This is a genomic window from Mycobacterium sp. NGS69 (assembly GCF_059812165.1).
The window spans coordinates 1-23526 of the sequence record NZ_JCALCD010000017.1 but is presented as its reverse complement, the minus strand read 5'-3'; the positions used below and the strand labels follow the sequence as shown (position 1 = coordinate 23526).

Sequence of the window (23526 nt, the reverse complement as noted above, 5' to 3'; positions counted from 1 at the left end):
CGGATGTTCGCCACGCGCTCGAATGGAGTGACGGGCCGGTCTAATGCGGCTTGGCCAGCGGGAATGGCAGGGTTTCGCGGATGCTCCGGCCGGTTATGAGCATGACGAGCCGATCGATACCCATACCGAGTCCGCCGGTGGGCGGCATCGCGTACTCCATGGCTTGCAGGAAGTCCTCGTCGAGCTCCATCGCCTCGGGATCGCCGCCGGCGGCCAGCAACGACTGCTCCTGCAGCCGGCGGCGCTGCTCCACCGGGTCGGTCAACTCGCTGTAGGCGGTTCCCAGCTCCACGCCCCACGCCACCAGGTCCCACCGCTCGGCCACGCCGCGCTGACTGCGGTGCGGCCGGGTCAGCGGCGACACGGACGTGGGGAAGTCGATGTAGAACGTCGGTTGCTCGGTCCTGTCCTCCACCAGGTGCTCGTAGAGCTCCAGCACCACCGCGCCGGAGTCCCAATGCGCCCGATACGGAATGTGCACCGCGTCGGACATCCTGCGCAGCGTGGCGAGGGAGGTGTCGGGGTCGACGTGCTCGCCCAGCGCTTCCGATACCGCGTCGTACACGGTCTTCACCGGCCAGGCGCCCGAGATGTCGACCGGCTCGAGGCGGCCGTCCGTACCCCCGCCGCGGGGGCGCAGCACCGTCTGCTCGCCGTTGGCGGCCTGCGCCGCGTTCTGGATGAGCTCCCGGCAGCCGTCGATCCACACCTTGTAGTCCGCGTGCGCCTGGTAGGCCTCCAGCAAGGTGAACTCCGGGTTGTGGCTGAAGTCGACGCCCTCGTTGCGGAAGGCCCGCCCCAGCTCGAATACCCGCTCCACGCCGCCGACGCACAACCGCTTCAGATAGAGCTCCGGCGCGATGCGCAGGAACAGGTCCATGTCGTAGGTGTTGATGTGGGTGACGAACGGCCGCGCGCTGGCCCCACCGTGGATCTGCTGCAGGATCGGCGTCTCGACCTCGATGAACCCCTTTGCGAAAAGCGTTTCCCGGACCGATCGCAACACGTTGCTGCGGGCCCGGATCAGCTCGCGGGACTCGGGGTTGACCGCCAGGTCGACGTAGCGGGTCCGCACCCGCGCCTCGGGGTCGGTCAGCCCCTTCCACTTATTCGGCAAGGGCCGCAGGCACTTACCGATCATCCGCCAGTCGCGCACGATCAATGAGCGCGCGCCCTTTTTGGAAAAGCCCATTTGGCCGGTCATCTCGACCAGGTCGCCAAGGTCGATGGCCGCGGTGAAATCGGCGGTGCGGCCCTGCCCGAGATGCGAATTGTCCAGCAGCACTTGCATTTCGCCCGACCAGTCACGCATCTGGGCGAACAGCACGCCGCCATAGTCGCGGATCCGCAGGATGCGCCCGGCCACCGACACGTCTTCCTGGTCATCGGCCTCCAGCGCGGCGGCGACCGAGTGGCTGGGCGGGCACCCGACCGGGTACGCGTCAACGCCGTTGCGCTGCAAGATCTTCAGCTTGGCCAGGCGCACCCGCACCTGCTCGGGCAGGCGTGATCGCGACTCCTCGGCCTCGGCCGCCTTCACCCGGCCTTGCAGGTCGCTCACGTCGGGCGTCGACCCGTCGTGGTGCAGCAGCCCGGACTCCGCCAGCCGGGCCGGCACCGCGGGATGGTGCCCGGTGTGCACCTTCTCGCGCCGGCTGAACGGCAGGACCAGGAAACCCTCGGCGATCACCGAGGCGACGCCCACCCGCGGAATCAGCCGGGCGTCTTCGTAACACGCGTACCGGGGAACCCACTCGGGCTGGTACTTCATGTTCGAGCGGTACAGCGTCTCGAGCTGCCACCACCGCGAGAAGAACAGCAGGAATCCGCGCCACAGCCGGGCGACCGGCCCGGCGCCGAGCTGGGCCCCTTGTTCGAACGCGGAGCGGAACATCGCGAAGTTCAGCGAAATGCGAATGATGCCAAGGGCTTCGGCGTTCAGCGCGAGCTCGCTGACCATGAGCTCGATGGTGCCGTTGGGGGATTGCGGGGAACGACGCATGAGGTCGAGGGAAACCCCGGTGCTTCCCCATGGGACCAGCGACAGCATCGCGACCACGTGACCCTCACGGTCGATGGCTTCGACCAGCAGGCAGTCGCCGTCGGCCGGATCGCCGAGCCGGCCCAGCGCCATCGAAAAGCCGCGCTCGGTCTGGGTGTCGCGCCAGGCGTCGGCGCGCGAAATCGTTTCGGCCATCTCGTCGGCCGAGATGTCGCGGTGCCGCCGGATGCGCACGGTCAGCCCGGCCCTGCGGGCCCGCGTCACCGCCTGGCGTACCCCGCGCATGTCGGGGCCGGACAGCTTGTAGTCGGAGGTCCGCAGGATCGCCTCGTCGCCCAGCTCGAGGGCGTTGAGCCCGGCCTCCCGGAACGCCTGGGCACCTTGCGAACTGGCGCCCATGACGCCGGGCGCCCAGCCGTAGGTCTGGCACAGTCCTAACCAGGCGTCGACGGCCTGCGGCCACGCCCTCGGGTCGCCGATCGGGTCGCCGCTGGCCAGGCAGACCCCGATCTCGACGCGGTAGGTGATGGCCGCGCGTCCGCTCGGGGCGAACACCACCGACTTGTCGCGGCGGGTAGCGAAATACCCCAGGGAATCCTGTTTGCCGTACAGCTCGAGCAGCCCGCGGATCGCGGATTCGTCCTCACCCGTCAGCGCGTTGTCGGCGCGCTGGGACTGGAACAAAACGATCGTCGCCGCGATCAGCGCGAGCGCGCCGAACAGCCCGAAGATCGCGTTGAGCAGGACGTGCGGTCGGCCGGTGAACGCATCGGGATCGACGATGGAGAACCCGACCACCCGGTTGACCACGTACCAGAAGCGGGAATCGGGCGCCAGCGTGCCCGGCCACATCTCGACCAGCCCCCAGGACGCCAGGATTCCGATCACGAGCCCGGTGACCAGGACCGCAGCGGCCTTGAACAGCGCGGCCTTGCGCACCTTGGCCCAGAACTGCCGATAGGACAGGACCAGCAGGACGATCGCGACGATGTGTACGGCGAAGCCGAGGTTCTCCCCGAACGACTCGGCCGCGGTGTTGTCGCCCGCGGCGATGTCGGCGGCGTTCAGCGCGGCGGCCAGGACCATGTTCCCGAGCAGCAGCACCCAGGCGATGCGCTTGCGCGCCGTGAGCGCCGCGGCCAGCAGGGCCAACACGAACGACCACGCGATGCTGGTGTCGGGGAAGTTGAACAGGTAGTCGTTGATGAATTCGCGCGGGACCTTGATCAGCCACCGGATCAGCGGGGACACGCTCGCGATCAGTGACAGCGTGGCGATGACGCCGACGGTCCAGCCCGCCGCCGCCGGTACCCAGCGATACCGGGAGTTCGGCTGGCTGCCCGAACGCGGGCCGAAGCGGGACGTAGCGAGTGTCACAGACCGCGAGGATATGCCGTCAAGCCGTGAAAATCCTGGCGAAGCGCCAGGGGAGGCGGGGAGCAGTTGGCCGGCCTTGTCGAGCGGGTGCGACGCACGCCGGACGCCCGTCCGGCCGCAGACGTGCAGGAAGACGCGTCATGGCTGCTAAACTATCGACTGCGACCATCCCGGTGAACGCCGGGAACAGTTAAGTGGAGTCCCACTCCCACCGCTCGCCACGAGGTTTTTCAAGGTGCAGCGGTCCGGTCACAGGCATCGTGAATGCCTGTTTCGCGTGCAGCGCGGGCGGCTGGAGTTCCAGCCGTGATCGGTCGGCATTGGGCCCTGCTTGTGCAGGGCTTTTTTGCTGATGGTGTGGTTTTCCACCGCTGCGGCCGCCACTCGACAAAGAAGCCCAACAAGGGAGGCCCCATCAGCACTGAGACCCGCGTCAACGAGCGCATCCGCGTACCTGAAGTCCGATTGATCGGCCCAGGGGGAGAGCAGGTAGGCATAGTGCGCATCGAGGACGCACTGCGCGTCGCCGCGGACGCCGATCTCGACCTCGTCGAAGTTGCCCCGAACGCCAGACCTCCGGTCTGCAAGATCATGGATTACGGCAAGTTCAAATACGAGGCGGCGCAAAAGGCGCGCGAATCCCGCCGGAACCAGCAGCAGACCGTCGTCAAAGAACAGAAGCTGCGACCAAAAATCGACGATCACGATTACGAGACCAAGAAGGGCCACGTAATCCGCTTCCTGGAAGCGGGATCGAAGGTCAAGGTCACCATCATGTTTCGCGGACGCGAGCAGTCGCGGCCCGAGCTGGGCTACCGATTGCTGCAGCGCCTGGGCGCGGACGTCGCCGACTACGGATTCGTCGAAACGTCCGCCAAGCAGGACGGCCGCAACATGACGATGGTGCTGGCACCGCACCGCGGCGCGAAGACCCGCGCCCGGGCGCGGCACCCAGAAGGACCCGGGGGAGGCGCGGCAGACTCCGATGCGGAGGCCGACGCCAGCCCTTCGCCCAACTGATCCGACACGAACGAGTACCAGCCAGTACCGAAGGTACTGAAAAGTACTGAGAAGTACTGAAAGTAGAGGAAACATGCCCAAGGCCAAGACCCACAGCGGGTCGTCGAAGCGGTTCCGGCGCACCGGCACCGGGAAGATCCTGCGCCAGAAAGCCAACCGCCGACACCTGCTGGAGCACAAACCGTCGACCCGGACGCGGCGGTTGGACGGCCGCACCACTGTGTCGGCCAACGACACGAAGCGCGTCAACAAGCTGCTGAACGGCTAATCGGCCGGCGCTAGACCTAGAACCATTTACTGCCAGAACGAGAGTAGGAACATCCATGGCACGCGTGAAGCGGGCGGTCAACGCCCACAAGAAGAGGCGCAGCGTCTTAAAGGCCTCGAAGGGCTATCGCGGCCAGCGGTCCCGGCTCTACCGCAAAGCCAAAGAGCAGCAGCTGCATTCGCTGAACTACGCCTACCGCGACCGTCGTGCGCGTAAAGGCGAGTTCCGCAAGTTGTGGATCTCGCGGATCAACGCGGCCGCACGCGCCAACGACATCACCTACAACCGGCTGATCCAGGGCCTGAAGGCCGCCGGCGTCGAGGTGGACCGCAAGAACCTCGCCGACATCGCGATCACCGATCCGGCGGCGTTCACCGCGCTGGTCGACGTCGCCCGGGCGGCACTGCCCGAGGACGTCAACGCCCCGTCGGATTCCGGAGAGGCCGCCTAACTGCCGGCGATGCCGGCGCCGCTCACCGAACGCTCGGCCAGGGTGGCCGCGGCGGTCAAATTGCACCGGCACGTCGGGCGCCGCCGGGCGGGACGGTTCCTGGTCGAGGGCCCCAACCTGGTCGGCGCCGCGGCCGCCCGCGGGTTGATCCGCGACGTGTTCGTCACCGAACCGGCGGCGCAGCGGCACGCGGCATTGCTCGCCACCCAGCGGTGTCCGGTTCACCTGGTCACGGAGCGCGCCGCAAAAGCGCTCTCGGACACGGTCACCCCGACAGGACTGGTGGCGGTCTGCGACATGCCGGCGACCACGCTCGAGGACGCGTTGGCGGGCTCGCCCCGGCTGGTCGCCGTTCCAGTCGAGATCGGCGAGCCGGGAAACGCGGGCACGCTGATTCGCATCGCCGACGCGATGGGCGCGGGGGCGGTGGTGCTCGCTGGGCACAGCGTCGACCCGTACAACGGCAAGTGCCTGCGCGCGTCGGCCGGCAGCATCTTCTCGATCCCGGTCGTTGCCGCTCCCGACGCCGCCGGGGCTGTCGCCGCGCTGCGCGCCGCCGGGTTGCAGGTGCTGGCCACGACGGTGGACGGGGAGACGCGCCTCGACGAAGCGGACTTCGCCGCGCCGACGGCCTGGCTGTTCGGGGCCGAATCACACGGCTTGTCGGCCGAGCTGGCGGCCGCGGCGGACCGGCGCGTGCGCATCCCGATGTCCGGCGGTGCCGAAAGCCTCAACGTGGCCGCCGCGGCGGCGATCTGCCTGTACCAGAGCGCGTGGGCGCTCGGCCGCGTTTAGGGGTCTCTCAGCAAACTGCGATAGTGCATGCGGGGATTCGCCGCGAAAAGTTTGCCAATACCACTTTCCGGTGCTCGCAGGCTGTTAGGCTTTGCGTCTCGTCGCTACTCCGGCGGTCTTCGTCGTGAGCGGTTCGATGACAAGGAGGCGCGACAATGTCATTGCTGAGCGTGGCGCCCGACATCGTGTCGGAGGCAAGCGGAAACCTACAGAATTTGGGCTCTGCGCTGCGTGAAGCGACCGCCGCAGCGGCGAGCCAGACGACCTCGGTGGCCGCACCCGCCGCCGACGAGGTGTCGGCGGCGATCACGGCGCTGCTTGGTTCGCACGCTCAGGAATTTCAGGCGATCAACGCGCAGGCGACGGCCTTTCGCGAGGACTTCGTCAGTGGTTTGAGTGGCGCCGCCATTCAGTATGCGAGCACTGAGCTGAATAACGCTCAGCAAACCTTGGCGAACGCCGTGAACGCCCCGGCCGCCGCCACCACCCCGGTTATCGCCCACACTTTCAACGTCGGCCCCTTCGACATATCGCTGAGCGGGACGGCCCTTTCCTTCGGCACCGGCGGGGCGTTGGGACTGGCGAATGGCAGCGTCGCCCTGAACACGCCGTTCGGCGTCCTGCCGTTGCTGTCGGCCACGGGGACCGAAGGCATCGCTCCCAACGGGCAGTTCTTCTTGTCGCTGGGTCAAAGCCTTCCGTATTTCTCCTACCGGACATTGGTGACCGGGTCCCTGCTCCCCGCGATCGCGATCACCGGAGTGACCGTCGATATCAGCCATCTACAGCTGTCGTTCCCCGGGACCTACCTCGGCGGCTCGCTTCCCAACGTTTCGATCCGGTAGCTGCTCACGCCGCCCTGGGTCTGCGGCCCCGAGCGGGCCGCAGACCGGTGAGCGAAAGCGTGCCGTGCACCAACGATCCCGCGCGCTCCATCAGGAACTTGGCGGGGTCGAGCGGGGTTCGAGGACGCGGCGGAAAGTAATGCATCGGCAGCCCGCGGCGGTCGCGTGGGGGCGCCACGAACGCCGGCGCCTCCACCAGCGGCGCGTCGCTGGGCAGCCGGCCTTCGGCGCGACGATAGGCGGCCAGCGCGCGCGGGTGCAGCCGGATCTCGTCGGGAACGGCCAGGAAGGCCAGCTCGACGAGTTTGCCGAAGACGCGCAGCAGCACCTCGTCGCCCGGCGTCCAGTGCATGCCCGCCTTCTCGCGGACGGCCGGCTCGAACAGTCCCGCCGCGATCCAGCGTTGACCGGCCACCAGCGGCCTGAACAACTGGTCCCAGACCGGCGTCGGCATCAGCACGAACTTGGGCTTGGGAATGCGGATCTTGAAGATGTCCAGCGTCGCCTGGTTGATTTCCAGCTCGTCGCGGCACACCCGATCCCAGTACTCCTGGAACTCCTCCCACGACCTGGGCACCGGGCGCATGCTCATGCCGTACATGCGGTACCACTGCACGTGTTCGTCGAACAGCTGCCGCTTCTCCGCCTCGGTCAGGCCCCCGCAGAAGTACTCGGCCACCTTGATGATGAGCATGAAGAACGTGGCGTGCGCCCAATAGAACGTCTCGGGGTTGAGCGCGTGGTAACGGCGGCCCGCGCCGTCCACGCCCTTGATTGTGCGGTGGTAGCTCGTGATCTGCTGACCGGTCTGGGCGGCGCGGTCGCCGTCGTAGACCACGCCCATGATCGGATACACCGAGCGTGCAACCCGCTGCAGCGGCTCGCGCAGCAGGATGGAGTGCTCCTCGACGCCCGCGCCCAACTCCGGATACATGTTCTGGATCGCGCCGATCCAGACGCCCATCATTCCGGTGCGGAGGTCGCCGAAGTACTTCCAGGTGAGGGAGTCGGGTCCGAGGGGATCCGCGGATGTCGTTGGTATGGCAGTCATCTCGGCCTCCTGCTCCTAACTCCGCTCACGATAACTTTGACAACGCACGTTGTCTACGATTCGGCACGCCGGCGGCGCCCTTGTTATGCAGTTTCCGCGTCGGCGTGGCATCGTCGTGACAAGGAAGTTTGCCGGGGTGCGCTTGCGGGTGGGTGCTCGCACGTCGACCGGAGGAGGCCAGCGTCGGCCCCGCGTCCGTACACTCAGTGCTCGATTTCGTGACCGTAGTCGCGAGCCCAAGGGGGACCGACAATGTCTTTTCTCAGCGTGGTACCGGATGCCGTCGCGGCGGCGGCCAGGGATTTGGACGGTATTGGCTCCGTGCTGAATTCCGCCACCGCGGTGGCAGCAGGGCCCACCACCGTGATCGCGCCCGCGGCTCAGGACGAGCTGTCGATCGCGATCGCGGGACTGTTCGGCGACGTTGGCCAGGAATTTCAGGCGCTCAGCACTGAATCGCGCGCGTTTTATAACCAGTTCGTGGGCGCGTTGACCACCACCGCGGGCATGTATGTCGAAGCCGAGGCCGCGAATGCTCAGCAGAACTTGCTCAACGCGGTGGATGGACCCATCGAGGCCCTGTCCGCCGGCGGCGGCATGGGCGCCCTGACCAGTGCCCTGGAATCCAGCGGCACGGGCCTGCTCAACGGCTTGCTCGATCCACAGGTCGCCATACCCGTCATCAACACGCTCACCCCGCTCGGTCCCGTGGTGCTGACGCTGTACGGCAACGAATCGATACAGGGAGTCACCATCACGTCAGGATCCCTCCAAGTGGGCGCGCCGCTCGCGCTGGCCGTTGACGCGATAGGGGCGCCGATCAACGGGCTGGCCGCACTCAACGCCAGTGGTGCGGCATTTGTCGGCGCGGTGCAGACGGGGAACCCGGTGGCGGCCGTCACCGCACTTGCCAGTGCTCCTGCGAATGTGGGCAGCGGTTTCCTCTTCGGCCAGCAATCCGTGACGATCACCGAGCCGGCGCCTTCGGGTTCGGGATACACGACGGGGTCCTTGAGCATTCCCTTTGGCGGGCTTTTAGCCCCTCTCCAGCCCGTCACGTGCAGCCTCACCGCGTCTGACGGGACGGTGACTTCCTTCCCGTTGAGCGGCACTGAGTTCGGTGGCTTCCTCGCCGGCATCATGAGCGCCGTCTAACGGTCAGTTTCACATCGCGCTGGCGGTGGTGGATTCGTGGACGACCACGTAGCAGCGCGTTTCTTGCGAGATGTGACACAGCTGCGCCGGCTGTCATTGCCCGCTTCTCCCGGCAGCACATAACCTGACCAAGTGGAACTCGCGCCGCGCGATCCGGATCCGGGCGAGGCCTCGGAGACGGACCCGAAGTCCAACCACGCAGCGGTGGCGACGGCGGCGTCCCCGGCTTCGGAACGGCGCTCGCCGGCGCGGTGGCTGCACTCGACCAATCACAGCCCCGCCATGGTGTCGTTTCTCCGGCGGGCGCGACGGCTGTTACCCGGGGACCCCGAGTTCGGCGACCCCCTGTCCACCGCCGGCGAGGGCGGTCCGCGCGCGGCGGCGCGAGCCGCCGACCGGCTGCTGGGGGACCGGGACGCGGCGTCGCGGGAGCTCAGCCTCGGCGTGTTGCAGGTGTGGCAGGCGCTGACCGAGACGGTTTCCCGTCGGCCGGCGAACCCGGAGGTCACGCTGGTATTCACCGACCTGGTCGGCTTCTCCACCTGGTCGTTGCAAGCGGGCGACGAGGCGGCGCTCACCCTGCTGCGACGGGTGGCGCGGGCGGTCGAGCCGCCGCTGCTGGACGCGGGCGGGCACATCGTCAAGCGCATGGGTGACGGGCTGATGGCCGTATTCCGCGACCCGACGGTCGCCCTGCGCGCAGTGCTGGCCGCCAACGAGGCGCTGAAATCGGTCGAGGTGGCGGGCTATACGCCGCGGATGCGGGTCGGGATCCACACCGGTCGGCCGCAGCGAATGGCCGCCGACTGGCTGGGCGTCGACGTGAATGTCGCCGCTCGAGTTATGGAACGCGCCACCAAAGGTGGAATCATGGTGTCGAGCTCGACGTTGGATCAGATACCGCAAACCGAGCTGGACGCGTTGGGCATCGTCGCCAAGCGTGCACGTAGGCCCGTATTTGCGGGTAAACCCGCCGGCGTCCCCGCTGACCTGGGGATATATCGCCTAAAGACTCTTAAGGAGTTAACAGCTTTTGATCACACTTCCGAAACAAATTAGTTCGCATAATGGATGGCAATGATTGGGGGCATCTTCTCCCGGCTTGCCCGGGTCCGATTCACCGTGGGGTACGTGGCGGCGCTGCTTGCCATCAGTTGCGCCCTCCTGGCGCTGGGCCCGCACGCGCATGACGTGCTCGTCCAGCGCGCCAGCACCAACCTGCACAACCTGGCGCACGGCCACGTGGGCACCCTCTTGGGCAGCGCGCTGGTCGTCGACGCCGGACCGCTGTACTTCTGGTTGCCGTTCCTGACCTGCCTGCTCGCGCTCGCGGAGCTCCACCTGCGCACCATCCGGTTGGTGGTGGCGTTCCTGGTGGGCCACATTGGCGCGACGCTGGTGGTGGCCGCGGCCCTGGCCGCCGCGGTCGAGTTCGGCTGGATGCCGATGTCGATCACCCGGGCCAGCGATGTGGGGATGAGCTACGGCGCCCTGGCGGTGCTGGGGGCGATGACGGCGGTAATTCCCGCGCGCTGGCGGGCCGCGTGGGTCGGCTGGTGGGTCGCCGCGGGGCTGGCCTCCGCAATCATCGGGGGCGATTTCACCGACGCGGGTCACACCGTCGCCGTGGTCCTGGGCGTGCTGGTGTCCGCGCGCTTCCGGCAGCCGATTCACTGGACGCCGCTGCGTTTCCTGATGCTGGCGGCTTCGTCGGGGTTCGGTTTCCTCATGCTGGCGCACCACTGGGGGACGATGGCCGCCGCGCCGGCGTTCGGCCTCCTGGGCGCGCTGGTGGCCCACAAGAGCTATCGATTCATCACGGCCCGCCGTGCGGTGCCGGTTTTGCCGGTGGTGGATGCCGCTCCGCAGCCGGTCGCGGCCGGCTAGTCACTCGCCGGCCGACACCACGGTACGCGCCGAGCGCCGGGCGCCGAATCACCTATGATCGGCACTTGCGCTGGGCACATCCCGGCGCGTCCAACAGCCACGTCAGCAAGGAGAGTGCCGCCGCGTGGGCGATCAACCCGTCGACCTGTCGCCGGAAGCGTTGGCCGAGGCGGTCTCGGCCGCCATCCGGGCCATCGAGGGCGCCGACGACCTGGACGCGCTGGCGCGGGTCAAGACCGAGTACCTCGGTGATCGCTCGCCGCTGGCTCTGGCGCGCCAGGCGCTGGGCGGTGTTGCTAAGGACGAGCGCGCCGACGCTGGCAAGCGCGTCAACACCGCCCGCGGCGAGGCCCAGCGCAGCTACGACGAACGGCTGGCGGCGCTGCGCGCCGAGCGCGACGCCGCGGTCCTGGTCGCCGAGGGCATCGACGTCACGTTGCCGTCGACCCGACAGCCGCCCGGCGCCCGGCACCCGATCACGATCCTGGCGGAGCACATCGCCGATACCTTCATCTCGATGGGATGGGAGCTGGCGGAGGGACCCGAGGTCGAAACCGAGCAGTTCAATTTCGATGCCCTGAACTTCCCTGCCGACCACCCCGCCCGCAGCGAGCAGGACACCTTCTACATCGCGCCCGAGGATTCCCGTCAGCTGCTGCGCACCCACACCTCCCCGGTGCAGGTCCGCACGCTCCTGGAGCGCGAGCTGCCGGTCTACATCATCTCGATCGGCCGCACGTTCCGCACCGACGAACTGGACGCCACCCACACGCCCGTCTTCCACCAGGTCGAGGGCCTGGCCGTCGACCGCGGCCTGTCGATGGCGCACCTGCGCGGGACGCTGGACGCGTTCGCGCGCGCCGAGTTTGGGCCGACCGCGCGCACCCGGATCCGGCCCCACTTCTTTCCGTTCACCGAACCGTCCGCCGAGGTCGACGTGTGGTTCGCCGACAAGAAGGGCGGCGCCGACTGGGTCGAATGGGGTGGGTGCGGGATGGTGCATCCAAACGTGTTGCGCGCCGCGGGAATTGACCCCGAAATCTACTCCGGCTTCGCGTTCGGCATGGGCCTGGAACGCACGCTGCAATTCCGCAACGGGATCCCGGACATGCGCGACATGGTCGAGGGCGACATCCGGTTCTCGCTGCCGTTCGGGGTGGGTGCCTGATGCGCATTCCCTACAGCTGGCTGCGCGAGGTCGTCACGGCCGGCGCCCCGGGCTGGGATGCGGCGCCCGGCGACATCGAGCAGACACTGGTGCGCATCGGTCACGAGGTCGAAGAGGTCGTCACCCTCGGCCCGGTCGACGGCCCCCTGACGGTCGGGCGCGTCACCTCCATCGAAGAGCTCACCGAATTCAAGAAGCCCATCCGCGCCTGCCTGGTGGACGTCGGCGAGGAGAAGCCGCGCGAGATCGTCTGCGGGGCAACCAACTTCGTGGTCGGCGACCTGGTCGTGGTGGCGTTGCCGGGCGCCACGCTGCCTGGCGGCTTTGCCATCACGGCCCGCAAGACCTACGGCCGCAGCTCCGACGGCATGATCTGCTCCGCCGCCGAACTCGGTTTGGGCGCAGACCATTCCGGGATCCTGGTGCTGCCGCCCGAAACCGCAGAACCCGGAGCCTCGGGTGCCGACGTGCTCGGTCTCGACGACGTCGTCTTCCACCTGGCGATCACCCCGGACCGCGGCTACTGCATGTCGGTGCGGGGCCTGGCCCGCGAGATCGCCTGCGCCTACGACCTCAACTTCGTCGACCCGGCCGACATCAAGCCGCTGCCGGTCGAGGGGGAGGCGTGGCCGCTGACGGTGGACGCCGAGACGGGCGTGCGCCGCTTCGCGCTGCGCCCGGTCACCGGGATCGACCCCGCCGCCGTGTCGCCGTGGTGGCTGCAGCGCCGGCTGCTGCTGGCCGGGATCCGCGCGACCTCCCCCGCGGTCGACGTCACCAACTACGTGATGCTCGAGCTCGGCCACCCCATGCACGCGCACGACCGCAATCGCATCACCGGGGGCCTCGCCGTGCGATTCGCCCGGCCCGGCGAAACCGTTGTCACACTGGACGACATCGAGCGCCGGCTCGATCCGGCCGACGTCCTCATCGTCGATGGCAAGGCGACCGCGGCGATCGGCGGCGTCATGGGTGCGGCCACCACCGAGGTGCGCGACGACTCCACCGATGTGCTGCTGGAGGCGGCGGTGTGGGACCCGGCCGGGGTGTCGCGCACCCAGCGACGGCTGCACCTGCCCAGCGAGGCGGCCCGCCGCTACGAGCGCTCCGTCGACCCGGCCATCTCGGTGGCCGCGCTGGACCGGTGTGCCGCCCTGCTCGCCGAGATCGCCGGGGGATCGGTGTCGCCGACCCTGACCGATTGGCGGGGCGATCCGCCGCGCGAAAACTGGTCGCAGCCCCCGATCCGGATCAGCGTCGACCTGCCGGACCGCGTCGCCGGCGTGGCGTATGGCCCGGGCACGACGGCCCGGCGGCTCACCCAAATCGGCGCGGCGGTAGCCGAAAACGACGACATCCTGATCGTCACGCCGCCGAGTTGGCGCCCCGATCTGTTGCAGCCCGCCGACCTCGTCGAGGAGGTCATGCGGCTGGAGGGGCTGGAGGTGATCCCGTCCGTGCTGCCGGCGGCCCCCGCCGGCCGCGGTCTCACGGCGGTGCAGAAGCGGCGCCGCGCGATCGGCAAGTCGCTGGCCCAGTCGGGCTACGTAGAGATCCTGCCGACGCCCTTCCTGCCCCCCGGTGTCTTCGACCTCTGGGGGCTGCCGTCCGACGACCCGCGGCGCGCGGCGACGCATGTGCTCAACCCGCTGGAGGCCGACCGCCCCGCGCTGGCCACCACGCTGCTGCCGGCACTGCTGGAAGCGTTGGGGCGCAACGTATCCCGCGGCCTTGTCGACGCCGCGCTATTCGCCCTGGCGCAGGTGGTTCAGCCGACCGACGAGACCCGCGCCGTCGAGCTCATCCCGGTCCACCGCCGGCCCACCGACACCGAGATCGCGATGCTGGACGCGTCCCTGCCGCGACAGCCGCAGCACGTCGCCGCGGTGCTGACCGGCCTGCGCGAACCGCGCGGCTCGTGGGGTTCCGGCCGCCGCGTCGAAGCCGCCGACGCGTTCGAGGCGGTGCGAATCGTGGCACGCGCCAGCGGGATTGACGTTCGTCTGCGGGCGGCCCAGCACCTGCCCTGGCACCCGGGCCGGTGCGCCGAGGTGCTCATAGGCCAGACGTGCGTCGGTTATGCCGGGCAGCTGCATCCCGCGGTTGTCGAGCGCTCCGGGCTGCCCAAAGGCACCTGCGCGATGGAGCTCAACCTCGATGCGATCCCGATCGTCGACGTGCTGCCGGCGCCGCGGGTGTCGCCGTTTCCGGCCGTGTTCCAGGACCTCAGCCTCGTGGTGGCCGCGGACGTGCCGGCCCAGGCCGTGGCGGACGCCGTTCGCGAGGGAGCCGGGGAACTGCTGGAAGATCTGCAGCTGTTCGACGTGTTCACCGGCCCCCAAATCGGCGAGGACCGCAAATCCCTGACGTTCGCCCTGCGCTTCCGGGCGCCCGACCGCACGCTGACCGAGGACGACGCGAGCGCGGCCCGCGACGCCGCCGTGCGGCGCGCCGCCGAGGTGGTCGGCGCCGAACTGCGCGCCTGAGACCGGCGCCCGCCGATCTACGACCCCCTCGCGCGGATTTCTACGCCATTTGACCGATGGTCTTCGGCGACGCCGCCGAAAAGATCTTACTTGTAAGTAAGAACTGGCCACCGGGCAAACAGTCGAGGAGATCGGGATGTCGTTTGTGAGCGTGGCGCCGGAGCTGCTCCAGGGTGCCGCACAGCAGTTGGCGGGTATTGGTTCGTCGCTGGCCGAAGCCGCCGCGACCGCAACGGGTCCCACGACCGGGATCGTGGCGGCCGCCGAGGATGAGGTATCGGTCGCGATCGCCGCGATGTTCGGCGACGTCGGGCAGCAATTTCAGGCAATTAGCGCCCAAGCGCAGGTATTTCACTCGGAGTTCGTCTCGCTGATGGACGCCGGCGCGGGCGCCTACGTGAGCGCCGAGGCGTCCAACGTCGGGCAAGTATTGCTGGACTTCGGCGCCACCGTCGCCACCCCATATCAGGCGTTGGTCTCCAATACCGTGAACAACCTGCAAAGCCTGGGCGGCGCCATCGGCGCGAACCCCACGCCGCTTCTCAACCAGTTGCTCAGCAACCAACTCGGGTACGGTGAGGCCGTCGCGACGGGATTTCAGAACGCGGTGGCCAACCTCCCCGCCGAGCTCGCCAACCTGCCGGCGAGCATCTCGGGATCCTCGGCGTTCAACCCGGTGTCCATCGCACAGCTGGTCGTCGACCAACAGATCGGCTACGAGCAGCTGATCGCCACCTCGCTGCAGAACGCCGGCAACGATTTCCTGGCCGGTTTGACCGCCTTCCCGGCGAACCTGCAAACCGGGCTGCAAACCGTTATGTCCGGGGACGTGACCGGCGGGCTGTTGCAAGTCGGCGGCGCCTTCTTGGCCCCGATCTTCACCAACCTCAACGTGACCGTGGACCCCGTCACGGGGCTCCTCGATATTGTGCCCGGCGGCGCCTTGGGCGACCTGTTACCGATCCTCGGCATCCCCGCGCAGATGGCGCAGAACTTTACGAATCTCCTTCCGGCCGGGTCGATTCCGGCAACGGTGGCCCAACACGCGACCAACGTGTTCGCGACGCTGACGGATCTGTCCCAGACGTTGGATCTGAACACCGGCAACCTGCACATCGGGTTGCCCCTGGTGCTCGCGCTCGACGCGCTGGGCCCGCCGATCACCACCGTGCAAGCGGCCGGATCAAGTGCGAGCGCGTTCATCGGCGCCCTGCAAGCCGGGGACGGGCTTGGGGCGGCTGCCGCACTGATCGACGCGCCCGCCGTCATCGCCAACGGCTTCCTCAACGGCCAAGCGACACTATCGCTGCCGGCGTTGCTCGGCGGCCCCGACGGTATCGAAACGTTCACCGGCATCCCGGTCGGCGGGCTGCTGACTCCTCCGCAGTTCGCGTCGCTGAGCATCCCGGCGCTCGGGCCGGGGTCGCTTACGCTCAGCGGCACGACGTTCGGCGGCATCCTGCCCGGCCTGCTGATCTTCCTGCCCGAGACCCTCGCGCAGGCGATCGGCGCACCGCCGATCGCCTAGTCGTTGCGGCATTTCGCGGGGCCGGGCGCCCTCTGACCTGCGGCGTTAGCCGCCCGGGGGCCGAAACTGTTCGCAACCGTAAGGAATTTTCTGAAAACCGACATTTCCGTGTTGACAATGGGCGCTGCCTTATTAGACTCACGTCTGTCTTGGTTACCGACCGGTAAGATTACCGCGCGGTAAGCAGCCGCAAGAAGAGTCGAGGGGGGCCTCGCGCACGCCTGTGCGCGGGGCCTTGTTCGACTGCGTCCATGTGGGTGACCACCGGTCATCGTGGCCCGAGGAGAGGTTGGATATGTCGTTTGTGATCGCAACGCCGGACCTGGTCGAGAGCGCGGCTACGGATTTGGCGGGCATTCGCTCGTCACTGGCCGAGGCGGCGACGTCCGCGGCGGCCCCCACGACCGGGATCGCCACAGCGGCGTCCGACGAGGTATCGATCGCGATCGCATCGATGTTCGGCAACTTCGGCCAGCAGTTCCAGGCAGTCACGGCGCAGGCGCAGGCGTTTCATCAGCAGTTCGTCTCCTTGCTGAACGCGGGCGCCGGCGCCTACGCGAGTGCGGAGGCCGCCAACGCCGCGCAGGCGGTGCTCGGTGGCGAGATCCAGGCTGGCGCGCAAGCGATGTCGAACGCGATCGCCAGCTCGCCCATTGGGCTCGGGTCGCTTCCGACGGGCGGGGCGGCCGCGCTGTTCAGCGGGATCAACTCGTTCGGCGCCACGGTGGCCGCGCCCTACCAGGCGCTGGTCTCGAACACCGCCACCAACCTGCAGGCCATTGGAGGCACGTTCAGCGCCAACCCGTTCCCGCTCCTGCACCAGCTCGTCAACAACCAGATCTTCTACGGGCAGACGATCGCGACCGGCATCCAGAATCTGCCCGCCGAATTGGCCAGTCTGCCGGCGACCATTCAGGCCGGCATCCAGGGCCTGGCCGGCGTCAACCCGGGCGCCGTGCTGCAGCAGTTGATCACCAGCCAGATCGCCGACGCCCAGGTGGCCGCCACGGCGCTGCAAAACGCCGCCCATGACCTCGTCACCGGAGTTCAGACCCTGCCGGGAGGCTTCCTGGAGGCCGCCCAGGATCTCTTGGCGGGCGACAACGGTGCCGCATACGGCGCCATCAACCGGACGCTGATCAATGCCTTCCTCCCTGGCTTCAATGGCGTACAGGCGCCGTCGGACGGATCGACGCTCGTTACCGATATCGTGCCGATAGGTCCGCTGGGGGATCTGGCGCCCATCGTGGCCATCCCCGGACAGATGGCGCAGAACGTCGCGAACCTGTTCCCGGCCGGCACCATCCCGGCGCAGGTCGCACAGCACGCGACGAATCTGATCAGCGCCTTCACCAACCTGGGGACGACGCTGACCATCTCGAATACGGCCGAGCTGAGTTTCGGGATCCCGCTGCAGCTGATCTTGGACGGGATCGGCGGGCCGGCGAATGCGCTCAGCGCGCTCAACTCGACCGGCGCCGCGCTGGTCAGCGCGGCGCAGGCGGGTAACGCGTCGACGTTTGCCGCCACCTTCCTGGATGCCCCAGCCGTCGTCGCCGACGCCTTCCTGAACGGGACGACCGTCGTGACGTTGCCCCCGGCGACCGTCTCGCTGCTCGGCCTTTCTCTGCCGTCAACGACCTACTTGACCCTCGGCGGGGTTCTCGCTCCGCTCACTACCCCCGAGGTCTTCGTTGATCTGGATGGATTCCAGTTGCAGCTCCAACTCACGGGTGGAACCCCGATCGGTGGGCTGATTTCCGGGCTGCTTAGCTTCCCTGCTCAGTTGGCGGCGGACATCGCCGCTACGTAGTCGGCCGCTACTCAGTGCGTGAGGGGAGGGCGTCGGCGCAGGCCGGCGTCCTCCCTAGCTGTGCGTTTGGCGGCGGGTTCCTTCCGCTGAAGAACGGCTGTGAAAACGCAAATTGTCATTTTCTTTGGGCCAGGCGGCTTATTAGGCTCGTGACTGTCTTGGTTACCGCTGGGTAAGTTCCCGGTCGGTAACCGGTAGCGAAAGAGCCGGGGGGCCTCGACGCACGCGTGTGCACGGGGTCCCCGTTGGTTTCTTGCTGGATAACGAGTGACCACCGGTCACTGCTTGATGAGCCAAGGAGAGACTCAGATGTCGTTTGTGATCGCAACGCCGGACCTGGTCGAGAGTGCGGCCCAGGACCTGGCGGGTATCCGGTCGTCGCTGGCGGAGGCCACAGCGTCCGCAGCCGGTCCCACGACCGGGCTGGCGACGGCGGCCCAGGACGAGGTGTCGATCGCGATTGCGTCGCTGTTCGGCAACTTCGGCCAGGAGTTCCAGGCTGTCACCGCGCAGGCGCAGGCGTTTCATCAGCAGTTCGTCTCCTTGATGAATGCGGGGGCGGGCGCCTATGCGAGCGCGGAGGCCGCCAACGCCGCGCAGGCCGTCCTCGGTGGCGAGATTCAGTCCGGCGCGCAAGCGATGTCGAATGCGATCGCCAGCTCGCCCATCGTGCTGGGTTCGCTCCCGACGGGCGGCGCGTCCGCGGCGATCACCGGCCTGAACTCGTTCGGCGCCGCCGTGGCCGCGCCGTATCAGGCGCTGGTCTCGAACACCGTCACCAACGTGCAGGCCATCGGGGGCACTTTCACCGCCAACCCGTTCCCGTTCCTGCACCAACTAGCCAACAACCAGATCGGTTATGCGCAGACGATCGCTTCTTCGATCGCGACCGGCGCCCAGAACCTGCCTGCCGAGCTCGCCAGCTTGCCCGCGACCATTCAGGCTGGGCTGCAAGGCCTTTCGACGCTCAACCCGGGGGCGTTGCTGCAGCAGTTCGTCAGTAACCAGATCGGTTACGCCCAGACCGTCGTCACGAGCCTGCAGAATGCCGGCAACGACCTCGTCACGGGGTTGAGCGGATTGCCCGCCAGCTTCCAGGCGGCCGGTCAGGCCCTCGCGGCGGGCGACGTCCAGGGCGCGGTGAACGCCATCGGGCAGGGCCTGGAAAATGTCGTCCTGCCCGGTTTCGCGCCGCTCAGCTTTGACATCAGCCAACTGGGGTCGCCCACGGCGACTCCGCTGCCCATCACGCCGCTCGGCCCACTCGGAGACCTGGCGCCGATCCTTGCGATCCCGGGACAGATGGCGCAGAATTTCACCAACCTGTTGCCGGCGGGCTCCATCCCCGCGCAGATGGCGCAGAACTTCACCAACGTGGTCGAAACGCTCACCAACTTCGGGGCGACCTTTAATCCCGGGAACCTCGGCATCACCTTCGGCCTGCCTCTGCAGTTCCTGTTGGACGCGATCGGTGCGCCGGCCAACGGACTGAGCGCACTGAATTCCAGCGCGCTCGCGTTTGTCACCGCGGTGCAGACCGGGGATCCGTTGGGGGCCGCGGCGGCGCTCATCGATGCTCCAGCCGCCATCGCGAACGGCTTCCTCAATGGCCAAACGTTCATCAGCCTGCCGACGCTGCCGGTGACCGTGACGGTGGCCGGCCAGCCGCTGTTGACCCTCAACTCGGTGGCCGAGGTTCCCCTGGGTGGACTTCTCACTCCGCTCAGCCCGCTTGTTCTTGGCGGGGGCGGGGGGCCACTCCCGGGCACGCAAATCGGTGGCCTCATCCCGGGCTTGCTGAGCTTCGGGTCTGAGCTCGCGGCGGCGATCACGCCGCCGACCTAGTCAGTCCCGGGCCAGCCCGCCCACACCTCCAATTCGCCACACCAATTCGCGCCGGCAAGAACTCCGACCGGGTAGTCGTCGGGGACGCGGCGTCGAGGGGCGCCGTGTCCCGAGGTCTCGATCAATGCGAATCGCGGGCGCATTAGAGATCGCCCCACAACTACACTCTTGTCACGAAATACACAATTTCCCCCAATTACACACCTGTCCCATTAGCCTCATATTCACCATGGCCACCACCGGTGACCACCGCGTTTAGTCGATGGGAGATGGGCGGTGTCGTTTCTCTTCCTGGCGCCGGAAATGGTGCAGGCGGCGGCCCAAAACCTCGCGGGCATTCGCGCGGTGCTGAGCGAAGCGAGCGCGGCTGCCGCCGCACCGACGACCGGGGTGATGGCGGCGGCCGGGGACGAGGTGTCGGCCGCGGTCGCGGCGCTGTTCGGCAACTTCGGCCAGGAGTACCAAGCCATCAACGCGCAAGCGCAAGCGTTTCATGCGCAATTCGTCAATCTGATGAACGCCGGCGCGGGTGCCTACCTCAGCGCCGAGGCGGCCAACGCGGAGCAGGCCCTGGCGAGCGCGCTGAACGCTCCGATGCAGGGGTTGCTCGGGGGAGCCGCCGCCGCGACGACCAGCACCGCCGGAATCGCCGGACCCTACGAAGGTCTGGTAACCAACACCGTCGGCAACCTGAAATCCATGAGCAATGCGTGGGCCGGCGTCACGGCACCCGCCACGCTCCAGGCGTTCACCACGTATACCAACCCGCAACTTGTGGTGGCCGCGCTACAGACCGGTAACCCGCTGCCGATCCTGTCCATGGGTGGAAAGTTCGCCGTGGGCTCCGTCAACCTATTCGAGGATCTGGCCGTCCCGGCCACGTTGTCCGTAACGTCGGTCAACCCGCCGTCGTTTGCCGTCGGCGTCGGGCTGCCCGAGCTCCTGGCCTTCGATGCTCTGGGCGCACCGGTCAATGCGGGCCTCGCCGCATCATTAAGTGGCGCAGCGTTTCTCGAGGCTGTGGGGACGGGCGACCCCGTGGCGGCGTTCACCGCGTTTGTCGACGCCCCCGCCAACATCGCGAACGCCTTCCTCAACGGCCAGCAGACGTTATCCGTGCCCCTGCCGGTACCGGGCCTGACGGCGAACATTCCCTTTTCCGGGCTTCTCGTTCCCGCGCAACCCTTCGTGACGACGGCGTCGCTGTTCGGGAATCCGGTCACGATCACCGGCCCGCCCGTCGGGGGAATCTTTCCGGCGTTGCTGGAATACACGCCCCAACTGCTTGCGTCAGCATTCGGCGGCTAATTGGGCCCGGCTTGAGGGGGTGTCGGGGCTGAGGCTGGCGTAGCTGCCGGTCGTCTCCAGCTGGGCAGACGACCACCTATTCAACTCGGCCGCCGACGAGGTATCCGCCGCGATAGCGGCGATGTTCGCCAAATTCGGGCAGGAATTTCAGTGGCTCAGCACGAAAGCCCAAGCGTTTCATGGCGAGTTCGTCAACTTGATCAAGCCCGGCGCGGGCGCCTATGCCAGCGCCGAGGTGCCGACACCGAGCTCGCCGCGGGTGACTGCCGTCGACGCGCCCGGCGGGGTGGCCGCCGCTTCGGCTGTAAGTGCCGCCGGCCTGCTCGGTGGGATCCTCGGCGGCGGCACGTCCGGCGGCTCGCCGCTCGGCGGGGCCGGCCCCGGGGGCTCCTTGGCGGGACTCGAGAATTCCTTGACGGGTGTCGGCAACTCGCTGCTGCCGGGCTTAGTCAATGTGCAAGCCGGCGCGGGCCCCGCCTTCACGGGCATCGCCGGGCCATACGACGCGCTCCTCTACAACACGGGGAACAACCTGCAACGCCTCGGGGCCGGTGGGTTGGCGGCCCCTTCCCGTTCCCGCGCCAATTTGCCGCCAACCAGATCGGCTACGGACAGATCATTGCGACGGCGCTGCAAACCGGGGACCTGCAGCCGATCTCGGTCATACCCGGCGATATCGCGCGCAATGCATCCAATCTGCTTGCAACGCTGACCAATACGAGCATGACCCGGGTGTGGGACCTGTCGCTCTTGCTCACCACCTTGACGCTGGACAACATGGTGGGCTTACCGATGGTGGCGAGCGCGAGCTTGATGGGGCCGATCCTCAACACAGTGCAGGCGCCCGGTTCCAGCACAGCGGCCTTCGCTTCATCGATGCTCCAGCTGTCATCGCCAACGGCTTCCTCAACGGCCAGGCGACTTACCCCTACGCGCTCAACTTGTCCTGCCCGCGCCCGCGGCGTGAGCCTAGGGAGTTTGGTGAATGTCAGTGTGGTCGAGAACATTCCCCTGGATGGAGTACTTACCGCTCGTCATCAACGTGGGTGTCGGAGGGACGCCCTTCAGCGGCCCGCTGCCGTTCCTGGTGAACTGCGCGGCCCCAACAGCTCGCCTATGCGATCGGCGCGCGCCCGCATCACCCCCGCCGTTGATTCGATACCCCTCTTCTGACCTTCTAAACACCGGCCCGGGTTGTCGCCATGGCGGTCCGTGGAAACGCCTTGTCATTTCCAAATTTCCGGTACAGTCATACCAATTTCGTCGCTGGATAATTTCCTCTGGCCGGATGTTTAAAACGCGCATCGGTGGAAATACGCTATTGCGCACATGCCAAATGTGTCTGTCCGCAGCGGAACCTACGACGACGAGGCGGCCGGGAACTGAATCATGTTCAATAGCAACCACTTTGTACCTGAAGTATCGCGTCGTTGTGCCCCTGGTGAGCTAAGTCACTCCTGTGTACTCGCTGAAGACCTTTGGCCTGCGGGAATCTTAAGTAGAGGCGCCCAGCCCTCCTGAAAACTTTCATTTTCGAATGTGCCTATGCGGCACGCAATTACGCTCAACTTGCCTCGATCATTCGGGCTCATAAGCGTATATGTCGTTCATTCGCGTGGGGAGATGAACATGTCTTTCGTCGTCGCAGTTCCCGACCTCGTCGAGGTGGCAGCCCAAGACCTTGCTGCCATTCGCTCGGCACTGGACGAGGTCACTCAGGCGATAATCGCCCCCACCACAACGCTGGCGCCCGCGGCGGGCGACGAGGTATCGACCGCGATCGCAGCGCTCTTCGGCAGCTTCGGCCAGGAGTACCAAGCGATCAGCGCTGAAGCGGCCGCCTTCCACAACGCCTTCGTCAACACATTGAGCGGCGGCGCCACGGCCTACGCGGCGACCGAGGTTGCCAACAGCGCCGCGATGCTCTCGGGCGGGGGAGACCTGGCGGCCGAAATCGGCGGCGCGATTTCCGGGTTCGGTGCCGCGCTCAGCGGCTCCCTGGGCGGCGGCTTGAGCAGCAGCCTGGGGGCCGGGCTTGCCGGCTCGGTGGAAACGCTCTTCGGCGCCGGCCTCAGCGGAATCGCTTTCCAGACCGGCGGATTTGTCCTGTCGGGCCTCGGCAATGGGCTGGTCCAGACAGGCAACGCCATCGTCCAGGCCGGGCTCGCCCTAGAAAATGCCGGCGCAGCAATGTCGGCCACGGGTGCCCAGCTGGTCGCTCAGGCCAACGCTGCCCTCCAGGCGCTGCTTAACGCCAACTTCGGTCTTGACCTGAGCGCGGCCCTGTCGGCGAGCCTGAGCGGCAGCCTGAGTGGGTTGGCGGCCAATCTCCAGGCGGGGCTGAGCGGTTTGGGTAACTTGGCCGGCAACCTTGGGGCCGGCTTCAACGCGGCGCTGCAGACGGGTGAGACGTTGGCGGCGAACTTCCTGGCGTCGTTGCCGGGTCTGCCGGCGCTGACGATTCCGAACCTGGGTGCGTTGGGTGTGGAGCTGTCGGCGGCGTTGAATGGGTTGGGCGCCAACCTGA

Annotated in this window: 19 protein-coding genes and 1 pseudogene; 16 read left to right on the top strand and 4 right to left on the bottom strand. The window is 67.5% G+C overall.

Annotation, left to right across the window (positions count from 1 at the left end):
* Positions 1-40 precede the first annotated feature (40 nt).
* Entirely contained in the window at positions 41-3379 is a 3339-nt protein-coding gene (gene lysX, locus AC5Y2S_RS28620; RefSeq protein ID WP_499959967.1) for a bifunctional lysylphosphatidylglycerol synthetase/lysine--tRNA ligase LysX, read from the bottom strand.
* Positions 3380-3793: 414 nt separating this feature from the next.
* Here lysX and infC point away from each other — a divergent pair, with 414 nt between their 5' ends.
* The 5 genes from infC to AC5Y2S_RS28595 all read left to right on the top strand — a co-directional run bounded on the left by infC (position 3794) and on the right by AC5Y2S_RS28595 (position 6758).
* A complete protein-coding gene (gene infC, locus AC5Y2S_RS28615) occupies positions 3794-4399 on the top strand; it encodes a translation initiation factor IF-3 (RefSeq protein ID WP_499960017.1) in 606 nt (201 codons plus the stop codon).
* A gap of 73 nt (positions 4400-4472) precedes the next feature.
* Positions 4473-4667 (top strand): 50S ribosomal protein L35, encoded by a 195-nt coding sequence (gene rpmI / locus AC5Y2S_RS28610; protein ID WP_067012098.1) that lies wholly within the window; start codon positions 4473-4475, stop codon positions 4665-4667.
* A 55-nt stretch (positions 4668-4722) separates the two neighbouring features.
* Positions 4723-5118 carry a 50S ribosomal protein L20 gene (gene rplT, locus AC5Y2S_RS28605; protein WP_067012100.1) on the top strand — a complete coding sequence of 132 codons (396 nt, stop codon included), beginning with the start codon at positions 4723-4725 and terminating at the stop codon, positions 5116-5118.
* A gap of 9 nt (positions 5119-5127) precedes the next feature.
* Complete coding sequence (locus tag AC5Y2S_RS28600; protein ID WP_499959966.1) at positions 5128-5913, top strand: TrmH family RNA methyltransferase; 786 nt, start codon at positions 5128-5130, stop codon at positions 5911-5913.
* A 170-nt stretch (positions 5914-6083) separates the two neighbouring features.
* Positions 6084-6758: a PE family protein gene (locus AC5Y2S_RS28595; RefSeq protein ID WP_499959965.1), complete on the top strand. Its 675-nt coding sequence runs from the start codon at positions 6084-6086 to the stop codon at positions 6756-6758.
* A 4-nt stretch (positions 6759-6762) separates the two neighbouring features.
* On the opposite strand, the gene AC5Y2S_RS28590 is transcribed toward AC5Y2S_RS28595, so the two are convergent.
* A complete protein-coding gene (locus AC5Y2S_RS28590) occupies positions 6763-7809 on the bottom strand; it encodes an oxygenase MpaB family protein (protein WP_499901896.1) in 1047 nt (348 codons plus the stop codon).
* Positions 7810-8061: 252 nt separating this feature from the next.
* On the opposite strand from AC5Y2S_RS28590, the gene AC5Y2S_RS28585 reads away from it, so the two are divergent.
* The 10 genes and pseudogenes from AC5Y2S_RS28585 to AC5Y2S_RS28540 form a co-directional block, all read left to right on the top strand.
* On the top strand, positions 8062-8964 hold the full coding sequence (locus tag AC5Y2S_RS28585; protein ID WP_499959964.1) for a PE family protein: 903 nt from the start codon (positions 8062-8064) through the stop codon (positions 8962-8964).
* Positions 8965-9246: 282 nt separating this feature from the next.
* Positions 9247-10023: an adenylate/guanylate cyclase domain-containing protein gene (locus tag AC5Y2S_RS28580; protein ID WP_499960016.1), complete on the top strand. Its 777-nt coding sequence runs from the start codon at positions 9247-9249 to the stop codon at positions 10021-10023.
* 18 nt (positions 10024-10041) lie between these two features.
* Complete coding sequence (locus AC5Y2S_RS28575) at positions 10042-10851, top strand: rhomboid-like protein (RefSeq protein ID WP_499959963.1); 810 nt, start codon at positions 10042-10044, stop codon at positions 10849-10851.
* Between the two features lie 124 nt (positions 10852-10975).
* Positions 10976-12019 (top strand): phenylalanine--tRNA ligase subunit alpha, encoded by a 1044-nt coding sequence (pheS, locus tag AC5Y2S_RS28570; protein ID WP_499959962.1) that lies wholly within the window; start codon positions 10976-10978, stop codon positions 12017-12019.
* A complete protein-coding gene (gene pheT / locus AC5Y2S_RS28565; RefSeq protein ID WP_499959961.1) occupies positions 12019-14505 on the top strand; it encodes a phenylalanine--tRNA ligase subunit beta in 2487 nt (828 codons plus the stop codon). Before pheS ends, pheT begins: the two co-directional genes overlap by 1 nt.
* Before the next feature lie 136 nt (positions 14506-14641).
* On the top strand, positions 14642-16033 hold the full coding sequence (locus AC5Y2S_RS28560) for a PE family protein (protein WP_499959960.1): 1392 nt from the start codon (positions 14642-14644) through the stop codon (positions 16031-16033).
* A gap of 295 nt (positions 16034-16328) precedes the next feature.
* Positions 16329-17846 (top strand): PE family protein, encoded by a 1518-nt coding sequence (locus tag AC5Y2S_RS28555; RefSeq protein WP_499959958.1) that lies wholly within the window; start codon positions 16329-16331, stop codon positions 17844-17846.
* A 309-nt stretch (positions 17847-18155) separates the two neighbouring features.
* On the top strand, positions 18156-19691 hold the full coding sequence (locus AC5Y2S_RS28550; RefSeq protein WP_499959956.1) for a PE family protein: 1536 nt from the start codon (positions 18156-18158) through the stop codon (positions 19689-19691).
* A 276-nt stretch (positions 19692-19967) separates the two neighbouring features.
* The gene (locus AC5Y2S_RS28545; protein ID WP_499959954.1) at positions 19968-20999 is read left to right on the top strand and encodes a PE family protein; all 1032 of its coding nucleotides are present in this window, start codon (positions 19968-19970) and stop codon (positions 20997-20999) included.
* Between the two features lie 121 nt (positions 21000-21120).
* Positions 21121-21174, top strand: a pseudogene (locus AC5Y2S_RS28540) (hypothetical protein); the annotation flags it as partial.
* Between the two features lie 44 nt (positions 21175-21218).
* Here AC5Y2S_RS28540 and AC5Y2S_RS28535 read toward each other — a convergent pair.
* Both AC5Y2S_RS28535 and AC5Y2S_RS28530 read right to left on the bottom strand, forming a co-directional pair.
* Positions 21219-21452, bottom strand: a complete 234-nt coding sequence (locus AC5Y2S_RS28535; RefSeq protein WP_499960022.1) for a hypothetical protein — start codon at positions 21450-21452, stop codon at positions 21219-21221.
* A 152-nt stretch (positions 21453-21604) separates the two neighbouring features.
* Positions 21605-22006, bottom strand: coding sequence for a hypothetical protein (locus tag AC5Y2S_RS28530; RefSeq protein WP_499960021.1), 402 nt, complete (start codon positions 22004-22006; stop codon positions 21605-21607).
* 622 nt (positions 22007-22628) lie between these two features.
* On the opposite strand from AC5Y2S_RS28530, the gene AC5Y2S_RS28525 reads away from it, so the two are divergent.
* On the top strand, positions 22629-23526 hold an 898-nt coding region (locus tag AC5Y2S_RS28525; protein ID WP_499959952.1), incomplete at its 3' end, for a PE family protein.

Coding starts and splice junctions, on each gene's coding strand:
- rpmI (WP_067012098.1), top strand. CDS start 4,473: ATGCCCAAGGCCAAGACCCACAGCGGGTCGTCGAAGCGGTTCCGGCGC.
- rplT (WP_067012100.1), top strand. CDS start 4,723: ATGGCACGCGTGAAGCGGGCGGTCAACGCCCACAAGAAGAGGCGCAGC.
- AC5Y2S_RS28600 (WP_499959966.1), top strand. CDS start 5,128: ATGCCGGCGCCGCTCACCGAACGCTCGGCCAGGGTGGCCGCGGCGGTC.
- AC5Y2S_RS28590 (WP_499901896.1), bottom strand. CDS start 7,809: ATGACTGCCATACCAACGACATCCGCGGATCCCCTCGGACCCGACTCC.
- AC5Y2S_RS28585 (WP_499959964.1), top strand. CDS start 8,062: ATGTCTTTTCTCAGCGTGGTACCGGATGCCGTCGCGGCGGCGGCCAGG.
- AC5Y2S_RS28580 (WP_499960016.1), top strand. CDS start 9,247: ATGGTGTCGTTTCTCCGGCGGGCGCGACGGCTGTTACCCGGGGACCCC.
- AC5Y2S_RS28575 (WP_499959963.1), top strand. CDS start 10,042: ATGATTGGGGGCATCTTCTCCCGGCTTGCCCGGGTCCGATTCACCGTG.
- pheT (WP_499959961.1), top strand. CDS start 12,019: ATGCGCATTCCCTACAGCTGGCTGCGCGAGGTCGTCACGGCCGGCGCC.
- AC5Y2S_RS28560 (WP_499959960.1), top strand. CDS start 14,642: ATGTCGTTTGTGAGCGTGGCGCCGGAGCTGCTCCAGGGTGCCGCACAG.
- AC5Y2S_RS28555 (WP_499959958.1), top strand. CDS start 16,329: ATGTCGTTTGTGATCGCAACGCCGGACCTGGTCGAGAGCGCGGCTACG.
- AC5Y2S_RS28550 (WP_499959956.1), top strand. CDS start 18,156: ATGTCGTTTGTGATCGCAACGCCGGACCTGGTCGAGAGTGCGGCCCAG.
- AC5Y2S_RS28530 (WP_499960021.1), bottom strand. CDS start 22,006: ATGTTCTCGACCACACTGACATTCACCAAACTCCCTAGGCTCACGCCG.